General features: G+C 43.7%; 17 protein-coding genes. 14 read left to right on the top strand and 3 right to left on the bottom strand.

Annotated features, from left to right (window positions below; translation table 11 throughout):
• The first annotated feature begins 21 nt into the window (after positions 1-21).
• The 5 genes from V5739_RS01915 to V5739_RS01935 all read left to right on the top strand — a co-directional run bounded on the left by V5739_RS01915 (position 22) and on the right by V5739_RS01935 (position 4,001).
• Positions 22-312: a 4a-hydroxytetrahydrobiopterin dehydratase gene (locus V5739_RS01915; RefSeq protein ID WP_423819444.1), complete on the top strand. Its 291-nt coding sequence runs from the start codon at positions 22-24 to the stop codon at positions 310-312.
• A 56-nt stretch (positions 313-368) separates the two neighbouring features.
• A complete protein-coding gene (locus tag V5739_RS01920) occupies positions 369-1,097 on the top strand; it encodes a YebC/PmpR family DNA-binding transcriptional regulator (protein WP_423819445.1) in 729 nt (242 codons plus the stop codon).
• Between the two features lie 244 nt (positions 1,098-1,341).
• Entirely contained in the window at positions 1,342-2,229 is an 888-nt protein-coding gene (locus V5739_RS01925; RefSeq protein ID WP_266071213.1) for a cation diffusion facilitator family transporter, read from the top strand.
• A gap of 134 nt (positions 2,230-2,363) precedes the next feature.
• Positions 2,364-3,092 (top strand): NYN domain-containing protein, encoded by a 729-nt coding sequence (locus V5739_RS01930; RefSeq protein WP_266071214.1) that lies wholly within the window; start codon positions 2,364-2,366, stop codon positions 3,090-3,092.
• A gap of 66 nt (positions 3,093-3,158) precedes the next feature.
• Positions 3,159-4,001 (top strand): pirin family protein, encoded by an 843-nt coding sequence (locus V5739_RS01935; RefSeq protein ID WP_423819446.1) that lies wholly within the window; start codon positions 3,159-3,161, stop codon positions 3,999-4,001.
• Between the two features lie 88 nt (positions 4,002-4,089).
• Here V5739_RS01935 and ccsA read toward each other — a convergent pair whose 3' ends face one another.
• Positions 4,090-7,290: a cytochrome c biogenesis protein CcsA gene (gene ccsA / locus V5739_RS01940; RefSeq protein ID WP_423819447.1), complete on the bottom strand. Its 3,201-nt coding sequence runs from the start codon at positions 7,288-7,290 to the stop codon at positions 4,090-4,092.
• Between the two features lie 126 nt (positions 7,291-7,416).
• Between ccsA and V5739_RS01945 the strand changes: the two genes are divergently transcribed.
• The 9 genes from V5739_RS01945 to V5739_RS01985 all read left to right on the top strand — a co-directional run bounded on the left by V5739_RS01945 (position 7,417) and on the right by V5739_RS01985 (position 16,483).
• Positions 7,417-8,181, top strand: a complete 765-nt coding sequence (locus V5739_RS01945) for a Rossmann-like and DUF2520 domain-containing protein (protein WP_266070664.1) — start codon at positions 7,417-7,419, stop codon at positions 8,179-8,181.
• Positions 8,165-8,677 (top strand): KdsC family phosphatase, encoded by a 513-nt coding sequence (locus tag V5739_RS01950; RefSeq protein WP_266070663.1) that lies wholly within the window; start codon positions 8,165-8,167, stop codon positions 8,675-8,677. Before V5739_RS01945 ends, V5739_RS01950 begins: the two co-directional genes overlap by 17 nt.
• Positions 8,674-9,000 (top strand): DMT family transporter, encoded by a 327-nt coding sequence (locus V5739_RS01955; protein ID WP_266070662.1) that lies wholly within the window; start codon positions 8,674-8,676, stop codon positions 8,998-9,000. The genes V5739_RS01950 and V5739_RS01955 overlap by 4 nt, the downstream gene beginning before the upstream one ends.
• A 4-nt stretch (positions 9,001-9,004) precedes the next feature.
• Positions 9,005-9,925: a geranylgeranylglycerol-phosphate geranylgeranyltransferase gene (locus V5739_RS01960; RefSeq protein ID WP_423820432.1), complete on the top strand. Its 921-nt coding sequence runs from the start codon at positions 9,005-9,007 to the stop codon at positions 9,923-9,925.
• Between the two features lie 2 nt (positions 9,926-9,927).
• Positions 9,928-10,515 carry a Maf-like protein gene (locus tag V5739_RS01965; RefSeq protein ID WP_423819448.1) on the top strand — a complete coding sequence of 196 codons (588 nt, stop codon included), beginning with the start codon at positions 9,928-9,930 and terminating at the stop codon, positions 10,513-10,515.
• 64 nt (positions 10,516-10,579) lie between these two features.
• Positions 10,580-11,119, top strand: a complete 540-nt coding sequence (locus V5739_RS01970; RefSeq protein WP_266070659.1) for a mechanosensitive ion channel domain-containing protein — start codon at positions 10,580-10,582, stop codon at positions 11,117-11,119.
• Positions 11,120-11,174: 55 nt separating this feature from the next.
• Positions 11,175-13,706: a PIG-L family deacetylase gene (locus V5739_RS01975; RefSeq protein WP_423819449.1), complete on the top strand. Its 2,532-nt coding sequence runs from the start codon at positions 11,175-11,177 to the stop codon at positions 13,704-13,706.
• A gap of 108 nt (positions 13,707-13,814) precedes the next feature.
• On the top strand, positions 13,815-15,515 hold the full coding sequence (locus tag V5739_RS01980) for a sodium:solute symporter (RefSeq protein ID WP_423819450.1): 1,701 nt from the start codon (positions 13,815-13,817) through the stop codon (positions 15,513-15,515).
• The gene (locus V5739_RS01985) at positions 15,512-16,483 is read left to right on the top strand and encodes a Gfo/Idh/MocA family oxidoreductase (RefSeq protein WP_345598985.1); all 972 of its coding nucleotides are present in this window, start codon (positions 15,512-15,514) and stop codon (positions 16,481-16,483) included. The genes V5739_RS01980 and V5739_RS01985 overlap by 4 nt, the downstream gene beginning before the upstream one ends.
• A 101-nt stretch (positions 16,484-16,584) precedes the next feature.
• Here V5739_RS01985 and V5739_RS01990 read toward each other — a convergent pair whose 3' ends face one another.
• Together V5739_RS01990 and V5739_RS01995 are read right to left on the bottom strand one after the other, a co-directional pair.
• On the bottom strand, positions 16,585-17,283 hold the full coding sequence (locus tag V5739_RS01990; RefSeq protein WP_423819451.1) for a DUF2911 domain-containing protein: 699 nt from the start codon (positions 17,281-17,283) through the stop codon (positions 16,585-16,587).
• Positions 17,284-17,430 carry a hypothetical protein gene (locus V5739_RS01995; protein ID WP_423819452.1) on the bottom strand — a complete coding sequence of 49 codons (147 nt, stop codon included), beginning with the start codon at positions 17,428-17,430 and terminating at the stop codon, positions 17,284-17,286. It abuts the gene before it with no gap.
• Positions 17,431-17,477: the final 47 nt, after the last annotated feature.

Genomic DNA, 17,477 nt, shown 5'->3' on the forward strand with positions numbered 1-17,477 from the left:
AGAAAATAAAACTTCGGAGATATGCAGATTTTAGATGAAAAAGAGATCAAATCAAAGCTTGAAGAACTTGAAGGCTGGGAATATAAAGATGATGCCATTCACACCTCTTTTCAGTTCGAGAACTTTAAAGAAGCATTTTCGGTAATGGTGAGAATAGCCTTTGAAGCCGAAGCCCAGCAACATCACCCGCAGTGGACAAACGTCTACAACGAACTCGAAATTTCCCTCTCTACACATGATGCCGGCGGGGTTACCCACAAAGATTTTAAACTCGCCCGAAGCATAGAAGATATTGTAGATGCAGGCGAATAATCTTTTTTAGGAGCTTGATGTTTTTTCCTATTTTTACCCCTCAATTAATAGATAAAATGGGAAGAGCATTTGAATTCCGTAAAGCGCGTAAAATGAAGCGATGGTCTGCTATGGCCAAGGCTTTCACCCGCATTGGGAAAGACATAGTAATGGCTGTTAAAGAAGGCGGCCCCGATCCCGACACTAATTCGAGGTTACGGGCTGTGATCCAGAATGCCAAGAGTGTCAACATGCCCAAAGACAATATTGAGCGGGCTATAAAAAGAGCTTCAGATAAAAGCCAGGGTGACTATAAGATCGTACTTTTTGAAGGTTATGCGCCACACGGTATTGCCGTGCTGGTAGAAACTGCTACAGACAATAATAACCGTACAGTTGCCAATGTGCGTTCGTATTTCAACAAATGCGACGGCAACCTGGGAACTTCGGGCTCGGTAGAATTTATGTTTGACCACACCTGTAACTTCCGCATCGCCAAAGACAACCTTGATGCTGAAGAACTGGAACTGGAATTGATAGATTTTGGTGCCGAAGAAGTTTTTGAAGATGAAGACGGGATCATCATCTATGCACCTTTTGAGGCGTTTGGAGCCCTACAAAAGGAACTGGAAGGCAGGGATATTGAGATCATCTCCTCCGGGTTTGAATATATTCCGCAGGTAACAAAAACACTTTCTCCTGAAGAAGCCGCCGAAGTAGAAAAGCTTCTCGAAAAACTGGAAGAAGATGATGATGTACAGCATGTGTACCACACTATGGAAGAAACAACTGAAGAAGAGGCTTAAATAAGCTACTCCCGCAGTTAACAAATATCACTCTGAATTGATTTCAGGATCCTTTAAATTTATATAACTCCTGAATATTTCAGGAAGACAGAAACGAGGCTGTCTTAAAAGTTGTCAAAAATGTCATTCTGAAGCTACTTTTTCAGGATCTTACAAACTGATTTTCAGGAGTAAAAAGATTCAGAAGTAATTCAGAAAGATAGGATTAGAGCTTTTAAGAAAGCCTCTTTAGTTTCAAAAATCTATGAAGACTGATGCTCACCGGCAGGCCATAAAAGCCTCTTACTACAGCATTGCCGGCAATGCCGCACTTGCCGTAATTAAAGGGGTTACAGGTGTTTTTGGGAATTCTTACGCCCTAATTGCCGATGCTATAGAATCTACAACCGATGTATTTTCGAGCCTTCTGGTGCTCTTTGGATTAAAATATTCAGCCCGGCCCGCCGATGATAACCACCCCTACGGTCATGGCCGTGTGGAACCGCTTATCACCTTTGCCGTGGTAGGATTTTTAGTAGTTTCGGCGACAATAATTGTGATGGAGAGTATTGAGAATATACAGACTCCGCATAAAATCCCCAAACCCTACACGCTGGTAGTGTTAACGGCAATTATTCTTACCAAAGAGATCTTTTACAGGTTTATCAATAAAAAAGGGGAAGAAACCAACAGCAGCTCTCTCAAGGCTGATGCCTGGCACCATCGCAGCGACGCCATTACGTCTCTCATGGCTTTTATAGGGATTGCCATTGCCCTTTTTATGGGAAAAGGATACGAAACAGCCGATGACTGGGCGGCGCTTTTTGCCTCGGGATTTATTCTTTACAATGCCTATCTCATTCTAAGACCTGCTCTTGGTGAAATTATGGATGAGCACCTTTATGATGATTTGGTAGAAGAAATTCGGGTGATCTCCATGAAAGAAAAAGGGGTGCTTAATACCGAAAAATGCTTTATTCGTAAAACCGGAATGACCTACCATGTAGATCTGCATGTTATTGTAAACGGCGAACTTTCTGTCAACGAAGGCCACGAAATAGCCCATAATTTAAAGGACAGGCTCATACAAGAAAAACCCGAATTAGCCGACATTCTTATTCACATAGAACCTCACAACCCGGAGCATGCTTAAAAATGCCATTTTTGGCAGGTATTTTCTTCCGGTTGTCGGTATGCATTCCTAAAAAAAACTTAATCCCCTGCGCTCCTCCCACGGGTAGATGTCAATTCCCTATCTTTATGGGATAATCAGGAAATTTAAATTTAATGGATACAAGATTAGCGGTATTAATAGACGGCGACAATATACCTTCGGCTTATGTCAAGGAAATGATGGAAGAGATCGCCAAATACGGCAACCCCACAATAAAACGGATCTACGGTGACTGGACCAAGCCCCACCTTGCAAAATGGAAGAATGTACTGCTTGAGAATGCCGTGACGCCCATACAGCAATACGGATACACGCAGGGCAAAAATGCGACCGATTCTGCCATGATCATTGATGCCATGGATATTTTGTATTCGGAAAAAGTTGACGGGTTTTGCCTGGTTTCCAGTGACAGTGATTTCACCCGACTCGCAACCCGCCTTAGAGAAGCCGGAATGAACGTGATTGGAATTGGAGAAAAAAAGACCCCCGATCCTTTTATAGTTGCCTGCGACCGATTTATCTATATCGAAATCCTGAAAAACCAGACGAAGGAATCCAGCAAGGAAAAAGAGACCAAAAAGAGTGATTATGACAAGATCACCAATAAAGTCATCAAATTAATCGCCTCCACGATCTCTGATGTTGCCGATGATGACGGCTGGGCTTTCCTTGGAGATGTGGGAAGCCTGCTACAAAAGAAGCAACCTAATTTTGACTCCCGTAACTACGGTTTCCAAAAGCTAACCCCCATGATCAACTCCATAGATAAATTTGAAATTGAATCAAGGGAAAATCAGGGCCGCGGAAAATACAAACTTATCTATGTGAGGAATAAAGAGTAAGACATTGAATATTGAACATTGTTTATTGTTTATTGTTTATTGTTTATTGTTAATTAGTTATTGTACATGAGAACCATCAAAAGAACATATAAAGCTGAGTACCGGCCAATTGCCGATCTCATCACCTATTCCCCAATGCCCACGAGGTCTCTGCGGATGATTGATCCTTTTCTCTTTCTCAATCATCACGGGCCGCAGCGGTATTCCCCGGGAAACAATGGACTGCCTTTTGGGCCGCACCCGCACAGGGGAATGGAAACAGTAACTTTTATTCTTGATGGCGACATTGCCCATAAAGATTCTGGCGGCAACAACAGTGTGATTGAAAGTGGCGGCGTACAGTGGATGACCGCCGGAAAAGGTCTTATTCACGCCGAAGTTTCTTCAGAAAAATTTAAAAAAGAAGGTGGGCCATTAGAGATCCTGCAGCTGTGGGTAAATTTACCGGCGAGGTTAAAAATGACCACACCTACTTACAAGGGGCTTCAAAAAGAGCAAATTCCGCTGACCTTTTCTGAAGATGGAAAAGTTAAAGCCCAGGTAGTGTCAGGAAAACTTAATGAAACTGAGGGTCCTTTTGAGACCCCCACAGAGATACACCTTAGCACCCTTTTCTTTGAGACCCACGGAGTTTTCACTACACAGGTCCCTCAAAGCCATAACATTCTTTGTTATGTCATAAAAGGCGAAATAAAGATCAATGGAGAAATCATCCAGTCCCTTCATCTCGTAGAATTCAATAATGACGATGAAAACCTGCGCATAGAAGCTTTGGCAGAAAGTACTGTCTTATTTGGTCACGCCGAACCCTTTAACGAACCTGTAGTAGCCCAGGGCCCTTTCGTGATGAACACGCTCGAAGAAATTGATCAGGCGTACACAGATTATCAACAGGGGAAGTTTGAGTAAGGTTTAAGGTTTAAAAGAAAAAATCCTGCTGTACAGCAGGATTTTTTCTTTTAAATTTTTCTGATCACTGAATACCGATCACTGAACACTATTTTTTCTTCTTCTTAATATAATCTGCAGTCAACCTGCTTCGGTTTCCTTTTTTATAGTACTTGGTAAACCTCCAGTACGAAACTGCTCCTAAAATGGCTACCACTACTACAGAATAGTAAACAAAAGTTGGGGTAATTACCTTATCTCCGCTGGCATAAGAATGCAGCCCTGAGAGGTAGAAGTTCACCCCAAAGTAGGTCATCATAATACTTGCAAAAGATACAACTGCCATAAAGTTAAATAACCAGCGGCTTCTCATTCCCGGCACCAGGCGCATGTGAATCACAAAAGCATAGACCATGATACTCACCAGTGCCCAGGTCTCTTTTGGGTCCCAGCCCCAGTAACGTCCCCAGCTCTCATTGGCCCACTGCCCTCCAAGGAAGTTCCCGATGGTTAGCATCACCAAACCAATGGTAAGCGCCATTTCGGTAATGATCGTTATTTCTTTGATGGTTAGGTCCATCTTCTTTTTGTTATTCTTTGTGGTAAAGATCATGAGGATCAAAGCTACCGCACCCAGGATCATTCCCAGGGTAAACGGACCATAACTACCCACAATTACCGAAACGTGGATCATTAACCAGTAAGAATCAAGTACCGGCTGCAGATTGGCAATAGAGGGATCCATCCAGTTCCAGTGTGCAATCATTAAGATCATAGAGGTCACAAAAGCCGTAGATGCAATGGTAAGGTCACTTTTTCTTCCAAAGAGCAACCCAAAAAGCATGGTAGCCCAGGCCACATAGATCATCGACTCGTAGGCATCACTCCATGGCGCATGTCCCGAAATATACCAGCGCGCAATAAGTCCCAGTGTATGGAGCACAAAAAAGATAATAATAGCCGCAATACTTAGTCTAATCAAGATTCGTATCATTTTGCTGTCCCTAAAGATCTTGGCAATTACAAAAATCAACATCAGGACACCCGCTATCATATACATTGCAAAGAGGTTCCTGAAAACATCGTACTTGTTGTACAAAATTTCTGTTTCCAGTTTCTCTTCGGAAGGCATTACTTCTCCTCCAAACTTTTTCTGAAAGCCTTTGATACTGTTCAGCAATTCGTTGGCTTGTGAATAATCGCCGGTCTTTTTCGCAGTTTGCAATGCGCTGAAATACATTGGAAGGATTTGCCGTGTATAAACTGAATCCATTCCTTTAAATCCTGCTTCGGCAGCTTCGGGAAACGATACCCATTTATCGTTTTCATGCCCCGGGATTGGGAAAATCCTTAGAATTTCTCCCTGCAGGGCATTGTAGAGCAAGTTTACCCTTCTGTCGGTTTCGATAAAGTCTTTTTCAAATTGATCGGGCACCGCGGCCATGTAGGCACGCTCCAGGTAAGGCGAAAGTTTATAGTTTCCTTCCCTGTCAAAAAAGCTGGTTAACGCGATAAATTTCTGGTCTTCGGGAACACCTACAATATGCCTGATGCTGTCATTTTCCTTTTTAACGTTTATCACCGGCACATTATACCACATGGTAGGATTTTCGGTAAGGGAGATCATCACCTGGTCAGCCGTTAATCCTTCATAATCATCACTTTTACTTAATTTCCTAAGTAATTCCGAAGAATAGGTGTTTACAGGCTTCATCCTTCCGCCGGCATCCTGTACTACAAGTCGGCCGAACTCTGCTGCATGCTCTTCAGAAACCACATTGGCCTTAATGATCGAGTCTATCCTTGCTTTGGGAATAGTGAGCGGATTTTCATGCGCATGTTCTTCTTCCTGCGCAAAACCTGCTGTTGTAGAGAACAGCACCAGTAAAATACCGGTAATACTGGCTTTTTTCTTCTTCACTTTTTCCAGCATTTGCTTAAGTTCCCCAAAACGGGATCCTTTTGCAAACAGGATCCACATCAATCCAATATATAATAGCGTGTACCCGATATAGGTAATCCAGGTGCCCCAAAAATCGTGGTTTACAGAGAGTACCGTCCCTTTTTCATCGGGATCAAAAGAGGCCTGGAAGAACCTGTAGCCTTCGTAATCGAGCACGTGGTTCATAAAAATCTCGTAATCAAAAGTTGTCTCCTCATCAATAACCGTCACCTTACTTTTAAAAGAGGAATAGCTTTTCTCTGTACCGGGATATCTTTCAGCAATAAAATCGTTGAGTTTAATAGAGAATGGCAACTCGTATTCTTTAGAGCCGTACCTCACGTAAAATTCGAGGCCGCCAAGATTGAGTTTTATAGGATCGGTAACCATACCTTTCCCGCCCAGAAGTTTTACAGTTTGTGATTCGCCTGCAGTGCTCACCCTTACTACAGCAGCATCCTGCTGGCCTTCAGTCTTTTCTTCGGTAGGAATAACATCGTATTTTCCACGTACCACAGGATCGGGCAAAACAAATTGCATACCCGCCATATTGTAGAGAGAACGCAATAGCAAGGTTTGAACAGAATCGGCTTCTACCTGCCCCTGCATTTGATCGGCCATTCGCATATAAGTACCTTCAAAAGGAGAAGAAATACTGTATTCCCCATTTTCAACAGTGATGTTTATGGCACCATCTGTGGGTTTATTCAAGGCGAACAGCACATTGTGAATACTGCTCACTTCCCCTTCTTTGATGTAGTGGTCATGCCTTTCGCCACCACCTGCTTCTACGATCTTGAGATAGTTTTCTCCTTCAGGATCTTCTACCAGGCCTTCTTCGGCACCATGAATGTAATCAAGGATCTCCAGTTTTACCGGCTGTCCGTTATAATCTGTATTAAAAGTGAATTCATTTGAAGCTCCGGGAGCCAAAAGCACCTCATTTTCCACTACTCTTCGGCGTGGTTCTCCATCTATTTCGCCATCAATAAAGGTGGTCAAAAATGTCTTTTCTGAGAGGAAAGTATTTTCGGTCGCACCTTCTCTAATCGGCATCATGCCTTCATAACTTATATACCGGGTCACAAAAGCGCCTACCAGAATAAAGATAAAGGAAAGGTGAAGCAGTAGAGATGACCATTTTTCTTTTTTGTGAAGCCGGTACCTGAAAATATTTCCTGTAAAATTGACCACGAACAAGGCCATGATCACTTCAAACCACAGGGCATTATAGATCCAGACTTTAGCGGTTTCTGTACTGTACCAGTTTTCAATAAAGGTTCCCATTCCCAGCGCTACGGCAAATACGATAAAAAGGAAAGCCATAAGGCGGGTGGAGAAGATGATGGAAGCTATTTTTTTCTGCATCGAGGGCTTGCTTTAATAAATGCCGCAAAAGTAAGCAATTTATAGGGATTAAAAGTTGCTTAAATTCCATATTTATGCGGCTACAGGAGCAGCCACGGGAGTAAAAGAAATTTGTATTTTAGCCATATGATTGAGATTGTACTTTTAGGATCGGGCAATGTTGCCACACACCTTTTCAAAGCTTTTTCGGCTTCGGAAGGAATTCGTGTAAAACAGGTCTATAATCATTCTGAAAAAACTTTGGATTTCTTCCGAAGTAAATGTGATGTAACTACTGAAATTTCTGAGCTGGCACCGGCAGATATATATATAATGGCACTGAAGGATGACGTGGTTCCTGAAATTTCAGAAAAACTGAAGGACCTGAATGCGCTTATAGCCCATACCTCGGGTTCGGTAGCCCTAGATGCCCTTAGAGCCTGCTCCCGTAGAGGCGTGTATTATCCGCTCCAGACTTTCTCTAAAGACAATGATGTCAACTATTCCGAAATTCCTTTTTGCCTTGAAGCTAATACTGCCCAGGACCTGGAAATCCTGAAAACGCTTGCATCGAAGGTTTCAGGGAATTGCTACGAGATCTCTTCGGAACAAAGAAAAAAATTACACCTTTCGGCAGTGTTTGTCTGCAACTTTGTCAACCATCTCTACGCAGTGGGCGAGCAAATTTGTAAACAGAACGATATTCCGTTCGACATTTTAAAACCCCTCATTGCCGAAACAGCCGGGAAAGTACAACATGCTTCTCCTGCCGGGGTACAGACCGGCCCTGCCATCAGGAATGATCAATCGACTATAAAAGCCCACCTGGACCTATTGGAATCGGGCGAAAACAAAAAGATATACGAATTATTAACTTCAGCAATTAAAACCTTCCATGGAAAAAAGCTATAAAGAATTCCTTGCCCAAATCACCACTTTTATTTTTGATGTAGACGGCGTGCTTACTGATGGTTCCATTCAAATAAGCACCAACGGCGAATTACTTCGCACCATGAACATCAAAGATGGCTACGCGATGAAATATGCACGAGAAAAAGACTATACGATCTGCATTATTTCTGGCGGCAACAATGAGGGGGTCCGTTCCCGACTAAAAGGCCTTGGAATTACCGACATCTATCTTGGATGCCCGGATAAGGTGGAGCAAATGGAAGAATTCTTTGACATCTACGACATCAAACCCGGGGAAGTGCTTTATATGGGTGACGATCTCCCCGATCTATATGCCATGCAAAAAGTTGGCCTGCCTTGCTGCCCGCAAGATGCCGCGCCCGAGATCAAGGAAGCCTCGCGCTATATCTCTCACAAGAAAGGCGGAAAAGGCTGTGTGCGAGACGTTATTGAACAGGTCTTAAAAGTGCAGGGGAAATGGAATGATCACCAATGAATTGGTTGCTCCTCGTTATCGCTGGCTTGTTTGAAGTAGGCTTTGCAACCTGTCTTGGTAAAGCCAGAGAAGCCACAGGCAGCACCGCCTTCTGGTGGATGGCAGGCTTTTTTCTATGCCTTACAATAAGCATGTCTCTGCTGTACAAAGCCACCCAAACCCTGCCCATTGGGACTGCCTATGCAGTGTGGACAGGAATAGGTGCGTTTGGCACCGTCTTAATTGGAATTTTTGTATTCAAAGAACCTGTGCATTTTTGGCGGCTGTTTTTCCTTTTCACCCTTATTGCCTCTATCATCGGGCTTAAATTTGTTTCCGCTTAACACCATGCAAATTTTGCCATTTTTGAAGCTTGTGAGGCCTTTCAATCTTTTGATGATCATCTTCACGCAGGTACTGGTGAAGTATTTTCTATTCGAACCCTTTGGCATAGACACTACCTTAAGTAATTTTAGCTTCAGTCTGCTCGTGTTTTCAATGATATGCCTTGCTGCCGCCGGTAATATCATCAACGATCTTCACGACACAGCCACCGATAAGGTGAATAAGCCTCAAAAAATGCTTATTGGAATCAAAATTTCTGAAAAAGTTGCGTGGAACTGGTTTATTGCCTTAAACATTCTTGGAGTGGGAATAGGTTTTTACCTGAGCAACCTGGTAGGCAAACCTTCTTTTGTGGCACTTTTTATCATTCCTTCAGCCTTTCTCTATTTTTATGCTACCCAAATTAAAGGCACAGTACTTGTTGGCAACCTGGTAGTAAGTATAATGGTTGCCATGATCATTGTAATGGTGGGGATTTTTGATCTTGTTCCTGCTATTACTCCCGAAAATCTCACCACTCAAAAAGTGATGTTTTCAATCCTTGTCGATTACGCAATCTTTGCTTTTCTGGTAAATTTTCTTCGTGAAATTGTAAAAGACCAGGAAGATATTACAGGCGATTATAATGCGGGTTATAAAACCCTGCCGGTACTGCTGGGCAGGAGCAGGACCAACTTCATCATCTTCGCCATTGCCCTGCTTCCCCTCATTGGTATACTTTATTATTTATATACGTACCTTTATGAAAACCGGGCCGCGATGCTCTATGTATTGATCGCTGTTGTTGCACCCCTGCTCTACTTTATGGTAAAAATTGTGGGTGCAGGGAACAAAAAGGAATTTCATCACCTTAGCCTGGTTCTAAAAATAGTTTTGGCTGCAGGGATCTTCTCTATCGGCCTTTATAAATTTGTTTTGATATAATTATGTTACAGGAAAAATTAAAAGATCACCATATCATTTTAGCTTCGGCTTCTCCCCGTAGACAACAGTTCTTCAGGGAACTTGACCTTGATTTTGAGATAAGGCTGAAGCCGGTAAAAGAAGAATATCCATCAGAATTAAAGGATGTAGAGATCACCAATTTTCTAGCCGAACTTAAAGCTGAAGCCTTTGAAGGCGAATTGAATACCAACGACATTCTTATTACCAGCGACACCATTGTATGGCATGAAGGTAAGGCCCTTGAAAAGCCCGCTGACCCGGCGCAGGCATTGGAGATGATTAAAGCTCTGGGCGGGAAAACCCACGAGGTGATTACTTCGGTATGCTTTAAAACTCCCGAAAAAAAGCAAACTGTACATGCCATCACCAGGGTTACATTCAGCGGGCTCGCTGACGATGAAATTAAGTATTACATAGAAAAATTCAGGCCCTTCGACAAAGCCGGAGCCTACGGAATTCAGGAATGGATTGGACTTATTGGGGTTGAGCATATTGAAGGCAGTTACTTTAATGTTGTGGGGCTCCCAACTCATTTGGTCTACCGCACCCTGCTTGAAATGGCCGAATAATTTTTAGCCACACTTCAGGTTTCCTAATCCTAAAAGGTATCTTTACAAAAATTCATTTTCAGGAATGTTAGATGTTTTCTTTCTAAACAAAAATCAGATAATTACCACTGCAGCCATTCTTTTGGCGCTCTGGATCCTGCAGTTTATCATGAAAAAAGCCGCCCACCGCGTGGGGCACCGCAGTGAAATTCACATTACCCGTACCAGGCTAATGTTCAAGTATATTAACATACTGGTTACCATCATTGCCATTTTTTTGCTCTCTCTTACCTGGGGTTATAATGCACAGGAGATCGCGCTCATTTTCTCATCCCTCTTTGCTATAATTGGGGTTGCTATGTTTGCAATCTGGTCTATTTTAAGCAATATTACAGCGGGGATTATCCTCTTTTTTTCCTTCCCGTACAAAATTGGAAGCCGCATAAAAATCCACGATAAAGATATGCCGGTAGAAGCCGTAATTGAAGACATCAAGGCTTTTCATCTACATTTGCGTACGCTAGATGGAGAATTGATCACTTATCCCAATAACCTCATCCTGCAAAAAGCGGTTTCTTTAATTGAAAAAGAATACCATGCCGATGAAGGGAAAGATGCTCTCTAACATGGTTTAGTGAGGAATCTTGCTATATTTGAAGGCTTATCAAAAAGAATATCCTATGCGGAAGCTTTTTTGCCTTGTTTTTCTTTTCATCAGTGGGCTTGCTCAGGCCCAGCAACCTGAAAAATTAAATTCCTCAGAAATTTATTCTGAAATTGAAAAACTCAACTTCCTGGGATCGGTGTTGTATGTTGCAGCCCACCCCGATGATGAGAACACCCGCCTTATCTCCTACTTTAGCAACGAACTCAATGCCCGTACCGCCTATCTCTCCCTTACCCGTGGTGATGGCGGTCAAAACCTCATTGGTCCGCAGTTAAGGGAGCTTCTGGGCGTAATTCGTACCCAGGAGCTGCTCGCAGCACGAAAAATTGATGGCGGAGAGCAATTCTTCAGCCGTGCGAATGACTTTGGGTACAGCAAAACCCCTGAAGAAACCCTGAACATCTGGAATGAGGAAGAAGTCCTTAAAGATGTAGTTCGCACCATAAGAACGTTTAAACCCGATGTGATCATCAACCGTTTTGATGCAAATTCGGCAGGTGAAACCCATGGCCATCACACCTCTTCCGCAATTTTAAGCAGCCGCGCCTTTGATCTTGCAGGAAAACCTTCCTCTTATCCTCAACTGGCAGATGAGCTGGGAACATGGCAGCCAAAAAAGCTCTTTTTTAACACCTCTCCCTGGTTCTACGAATCGCAGGAAGCATTTGACGCAGCAGATAAATCCCGCTTTATCAGTTTTGACACCGGGGTGTACTTCCCGCTAAAGGGCCTTTCCAATACCGAAATTGCTTCTTTAAGCCGCAGCCAGCACCAATCACAGGGATTTGGCAGCACCGGTACCCGCGGCACTGCTTCCGAATATATTGAACTTCTCAAGGGCAAACATCCGGAGAATAATCCAGATATCTTTCACGGCATCAACACCAGCTGGAGCCGGGTAAAAGGCGGCAAAGAAATTGGAAATATCCTGAATTCCGTTCAGCAAAACTTTGATTTTAAAAATCCGGCGGCCAGCGTACCTCAACTGGTAAAAGCTTATCAACTCATTCAAAACCTTGAAGACCCGCACTGGAAAGAGCTAAAATCTGAACAGATAAAAGACGTTATTGCTGCTGCTATGGGCCTTTACCTGGAAGCGGTGGCCGCCTCGTCGCTTGCCACGCCGGGCGAACAGGTGAACCTGGAGCTTGAAGCCATAAACCGCAGCGATATCAATGCCGAACTGCTTTCTGTTAAATTATTTCCTGAAGAAAAAACTATTCCCGTCAATCTTTCCCTCGCCAATAATCGCGCATCGGTTCAGAAGATTGATTTTGTTATTCCTGAAAATATCAACTTCACCAGCCCTTACTGGCTCAATGAAGATGGCAGCCTGGGAATGTACAGGGTAACCCAAAATGAAATCATTGGCCTTCCTGAAACTCCCCGGGAGCTGAAGGTTCAGTTTACGGTTGATGTTGCAGGGGTAAAAATCCCGTTTGAGAGGAACATCACCTATAAATTCAACGATCCCGTTACCGGGGAATCTTACAGGCCTTTTGAAGTGGTGCCAAAAGTATCGGTCACCACAGGCACCAATGTGATGGTCTTTGCCAATGGGGCGCCGGGCAGCATTACGGTGACCGTAAAAGCCATGGCCAATGGCATTTCAGGAGAGCTAAATCCGGGGGAAATTCCCGGCTGGAAAATCTCTCCCGAAAAGCACATTTTTGACACCCTGCAAAAAGGGGAAGAAATAACCTTCAGCTTTGAAGTACAACCACCCGCAGTTCAGGATAAAGTCGTTTTCAAACCTGTGGCCACGGTAAACGGGAATACTTATTCCAGGTCTGTTGTTCAGCTTGATTATCCGCATATCCCGCTACAAACCCTGGTGCTTCCGAATAAAACCAGCCTGGTAAAACTGGATATCCAAAAAAGGGGAAATCTGGTAGGTTATATTCAGGGGGCGGGAGACGTGGTACCACAGGCGCTGGAACAAATGGGCTACAAAGTGGAGCTTATAGACCCAAAGTATATTTCAGAAAATAACCTGACAAAATTTGATGCTGTGGTAGTGGGAATCCGCGCCTATAATACTATTGATGAGTTGCGTTACAGGCAACAGGCGCTTTTTGAATACGTGAAGCAGGGCGGCAATCTCATCCTGCAGTACAACACGAGCCGCGGACTCGTCACTGAAACACTTGCACCTTACAAACTCGAACTTTCCCGAGACAGGGTTACCAATGAAGCGGCAGAAGTGACATTTTTGGCACCCAACCATCCTGTTCTCAATTTTCCAAATAAGATAACTTCCAAAGATTTTGAGGGCTGGGTACAGGAACGCGGACTCTATTTTCCAGACAAATGGGGTAAAGAATTTACACCAATCCTTGAGATGAACGACAAAGATGAAGCGCCCACCAAAGGCAGTCTTTTAGTAGCACCATACGGGAAAGGCAATTTTATCTATACCGGCCTTAGCTTTTTCAGGGAATTCCCGGCAGGGGTCCCGGGGGCATTCCGGCTTTTTGCCAATATGCTCTCTCTTCCACAACATGAGCCATCGGTTTCCGGTTTGCAACAAGACAATCAGAAGTAATGGAAGCTCCCCAAAAATACAAGTGGAAAAAAGCATACAGTCTTGTGCTCCTCGCCAATGCCGCCTATATTCTCCTGTTTTACATTTTAATGACAATCTTCACCTGATATGCAAACTATAGACTGGATCATTTTAGCCGGTACTCTTGCGTTCATCGTGATCTATGGAGTTTATAAAACCCGCGGCAGTAAAGATGTCCAGGATTATATTCGGGGAGGTAACGAAGCCAGGTGGTGGACGGTGGGACTGTCGGTCATGGCTACCCAGGCCAGTGCAATCACTTTTCTCTCAACGCCCGGGCAGGCTTTTCACGACGGGATGGGCTTTGTGCAGTTCTATTTTGGGCTGCCCATTGCCATGATCATCATTTGCATGGTCTTCATTCCCATTTATTACCGGCTCGAAGTTTATACCGCCTACGAATATTTGGAATCCAGGTTTGACCGCAAGACCCGTACCCTCACGGCTTTGCTCTTCCTTATACAGCGCGGGCTGGCTGCCGGGATCACTATTTTTGCCCCCGCAATCATACTTTCGGCGGTACTGGGCTGGAACCTCACAACCCTCAATATCATCATTGGGATACTTGTGACTATTTATACGGTTTCGGGCGGCACAAAAGCTGTAAATGTTACCCAAAAACAGCAAATGGCAGTGATCTTCTTCGGAATGGTCGCAGCTTTGATCCTGATCATTCAATACCTGCCGGAAGAAATTAGTTTCACCGAAGCCCTCGAAATTGCCGGTGCCAGCGGAAAACTAGACGTTATAGATTTTTCATTCGATTTTGACAACAGGTACACCTTTTGGAGCGGCATCATAGGCGGGACCTTTCTTGCCCTCTCCTATTTTGGAACCGATCAAAGTCAGGTGCAGCGCTATCTTTCAGGAAGATCTGTACAGCAGAGTCAGTTAGGCCTCATCTTCAACGGCTTGTTAAAAGTCCCAATGCAGTTCTTTATTTTGCTGGTTGGGGTGATGGTTTTTGTTTTCTATCAGTTCAATTATTCGCCGCTAAACTTTAATCCGGCGGCCACAAATGCGGTAAATACTTCGGAATTTTCTTCGGAATACAATAAGCTTCAGGAGGAACTGAAACAAATTCAGGATCAAAAACAACAGAAATCTTTGAGTTATGCCAATGCCGGAAAATTTTTAGAAGGAGACAGGGAAATCTTTAAAAATGATCTGGTACAACTGAATGCTGCCGAATTGCAGGTGCGGCAGGAAGCTACACAACTTATTGAAGAAGTCAATCCTTTAATTGAAACCAACGATAAAGATTACGTTTTCATCCACTTTATCCTGAACAACCTGCCTCGCGGTTTGATTGGCCTGCTGCTGGCGGTGATCCTTTCCGCAGCAATGTCTTCTACAGCTTCCGAATTGAATGCCCTGGCCTCTACCACCATGATCGACCTCTATAAGCGTAATGTGGGGGAAAAAACCCAGCGGCATTATGTGCGTATGTCTAAATTCTTCACACTTTGCTGGGGCCTTATTGCCATCTCTGTGGCCAGTATCGCCGACCTTTTTGACAACCTCATTCAGCTGGTAAATATTATTGGATCTATCTTCTACGGAAATGTACTCGGAATATTTCTACTGGCATTTTTTATAAAGTATGTAAAAGGAACTGCAGTTTTCATTGCTGCTTTAATCACGCAGGCAATCATTATCAGGCTTTATTTTCAGGAAGTCATGCCTTACTTATGGCTTAACCTGGCGGGATGTTTCCTCGTTATTTCTTTGGCTGTGATCCTGCAAATTATCCTTCCAAAAATGCCAAAAAAACTGACTGACTTATGACAGCAAAAATAAACTGGGGTATTATTGGCCCCGGAAAAATAGCTAAAAAATTCACTACCAGCCTCAGGGAAGTTGAAGATGCAAATCTTTATGCGGTAGCTAGCCGGAACCTGCAACGGGCAGAAGAATTTGCCAAAGAGAACGGCGCAACAAAAGCTTACGGTTCTTATGAAGAAATGTTGCGCGATGAGGAAGTAGACGTGGTTTATGTGGCCACTCCCCATGTTTTTCACTACGCACAAACACTGCTTTGCCTGCAACACAAAAAGGCTGTTCTATGCGAGAAACCTTTTGCCATAAACCGGCAACAGGTGGAAGAAATGATCGCGGCCGCCAAAGAAAACAATGTGTTTTTAATGGAAGCCATGTGGACGCCGTTTCTACCTCACATAAAATATCTTTGCGAGATCCTTGATTCGGGGAAGTACGGCAAGGTAAAATATCTTAGTGCCGACTTCGGGTTTTATTTCCCTTTTGATGAGAACAGCAGGCTTTCCCGGAAGAGTCTTGGCGGGGGCAGCTTACTCGATATTGGGATCTACCCTGTTTTTCTTGCCCTGCACACCCTTGGTTTGCCCGAAAAAGTGGAAGCCACTGCCCAAATGGGGAAAACAGAAGTAGATGAAGTTTGCGACGTGATTTTCTCTTACCCCAACGGGGCCAAAGCTGAACTTCACAGCAATATCACTAAAGATACGCCGACAACTGCTTATTTTGAGCTTGAGAATGCTACCATAAAGATCGAATCAAAGTGGCATAATCCTTCAACAGTTGTGATCACAACGGCCGAAGGAACAGAATCAAAGACCTTTGATGTCGCTTCATTTGGATATGAATACGAGGCACGGCACGTGCAGGAAATGCTGAGACAAGGCAAAAAGGAAAGCGATGTGATGAGCTTTGACAAAAGCCGGGAACTCATTTCAATGCTCGATGAGATCAGGAAAAAGATCAATCTGGAATACTAAAAAAAGAGGCTGTAAAAAGGCATTTTTGCCACCTGCTTCACTCAGGTTTTTATAGCATATCTTACTTTTTACAGCCTCTTTAAAAGATCAAAAGAGTTATTTTACATTGCTCCCCACTCTTTAAGAGAGTCCTGGTTGAGCTTTACATAATCTTTATTCCCGGCTTTTTCGGCAGCGGCCAAAGATTTTTTGGCGGTTGCAATAGCCTCTTTCTTTTTACCCAGATCGGCTTCAATTAAGGCTTTTCTTCTCACTACCCAATAGGCATCTTCACCACCAATTTCTACCGCTTTTTTGATCCATTCGTAAGCCTTATTAAGGTCTTTCTTTTCATCGTGAAAATAGGTGGCTGCTGCAAAGTAATCTCCTGCAGAAGGGCCGTTCATTACCCGTTCAATACTTGCCATGGCACGCTCATCAGTAGGCACCTCAAAAGGCAGGGTAGCAATAGTATTTTCCCAGATAAAGTTCAGTACGGCAGAGTCATTTTGAAGCTCATCAATAAGAATAGTGAACGTTTGCATGGTCATTGGCATTTCCTGGACAGGAGCGGTGGCCCGCAGAGCAACTTTACTGTCCTGCCAGTCTTGTGGCAAGCCCCAGTTGTTACTATCTTCGTAAAAGAGCACTTCCCATTCGTTTTCCTTCGGAATAGAATAAATGGCATAAGTCCCTGCTTTGAGTTCTTTTCCGTCAATCACCACATTGGTATCAAAGGAAATTTTAGTGTTGTTATTGGCGCCTGTACGCCATTTCTCGCCATAAGGCACTAGGTCGCCAAAGATGGTCCTGCCACGCATTCACGGGCGGGAATATTCAACCGTTACATTGGTGAGGCCAACCTCTTGCTCGATCTTAGCCGAAGGACTGGGCTGCGGCACCTGGATTTGGGCATTCACAAAGCTGCTGATGAGCCCTACAAAAAGAAAAAGAGTGATTTTTTTCATAAATATTTAAGGTGAAGTTAATTGAAAGTGGTATCAAGATTGTTTAC

The sequence above is a fragment of the Salinimicrobium sp. TIG7-5_MAKvit genome (genome assembly GCF_049569215.1).
Lineage (GTDB): Bacteria > Bacteroidota > Bacteroidia > Flavobacteriales > Flavobacteriaceae > Salinimicrobium > Salinimicrobium profundisediminis.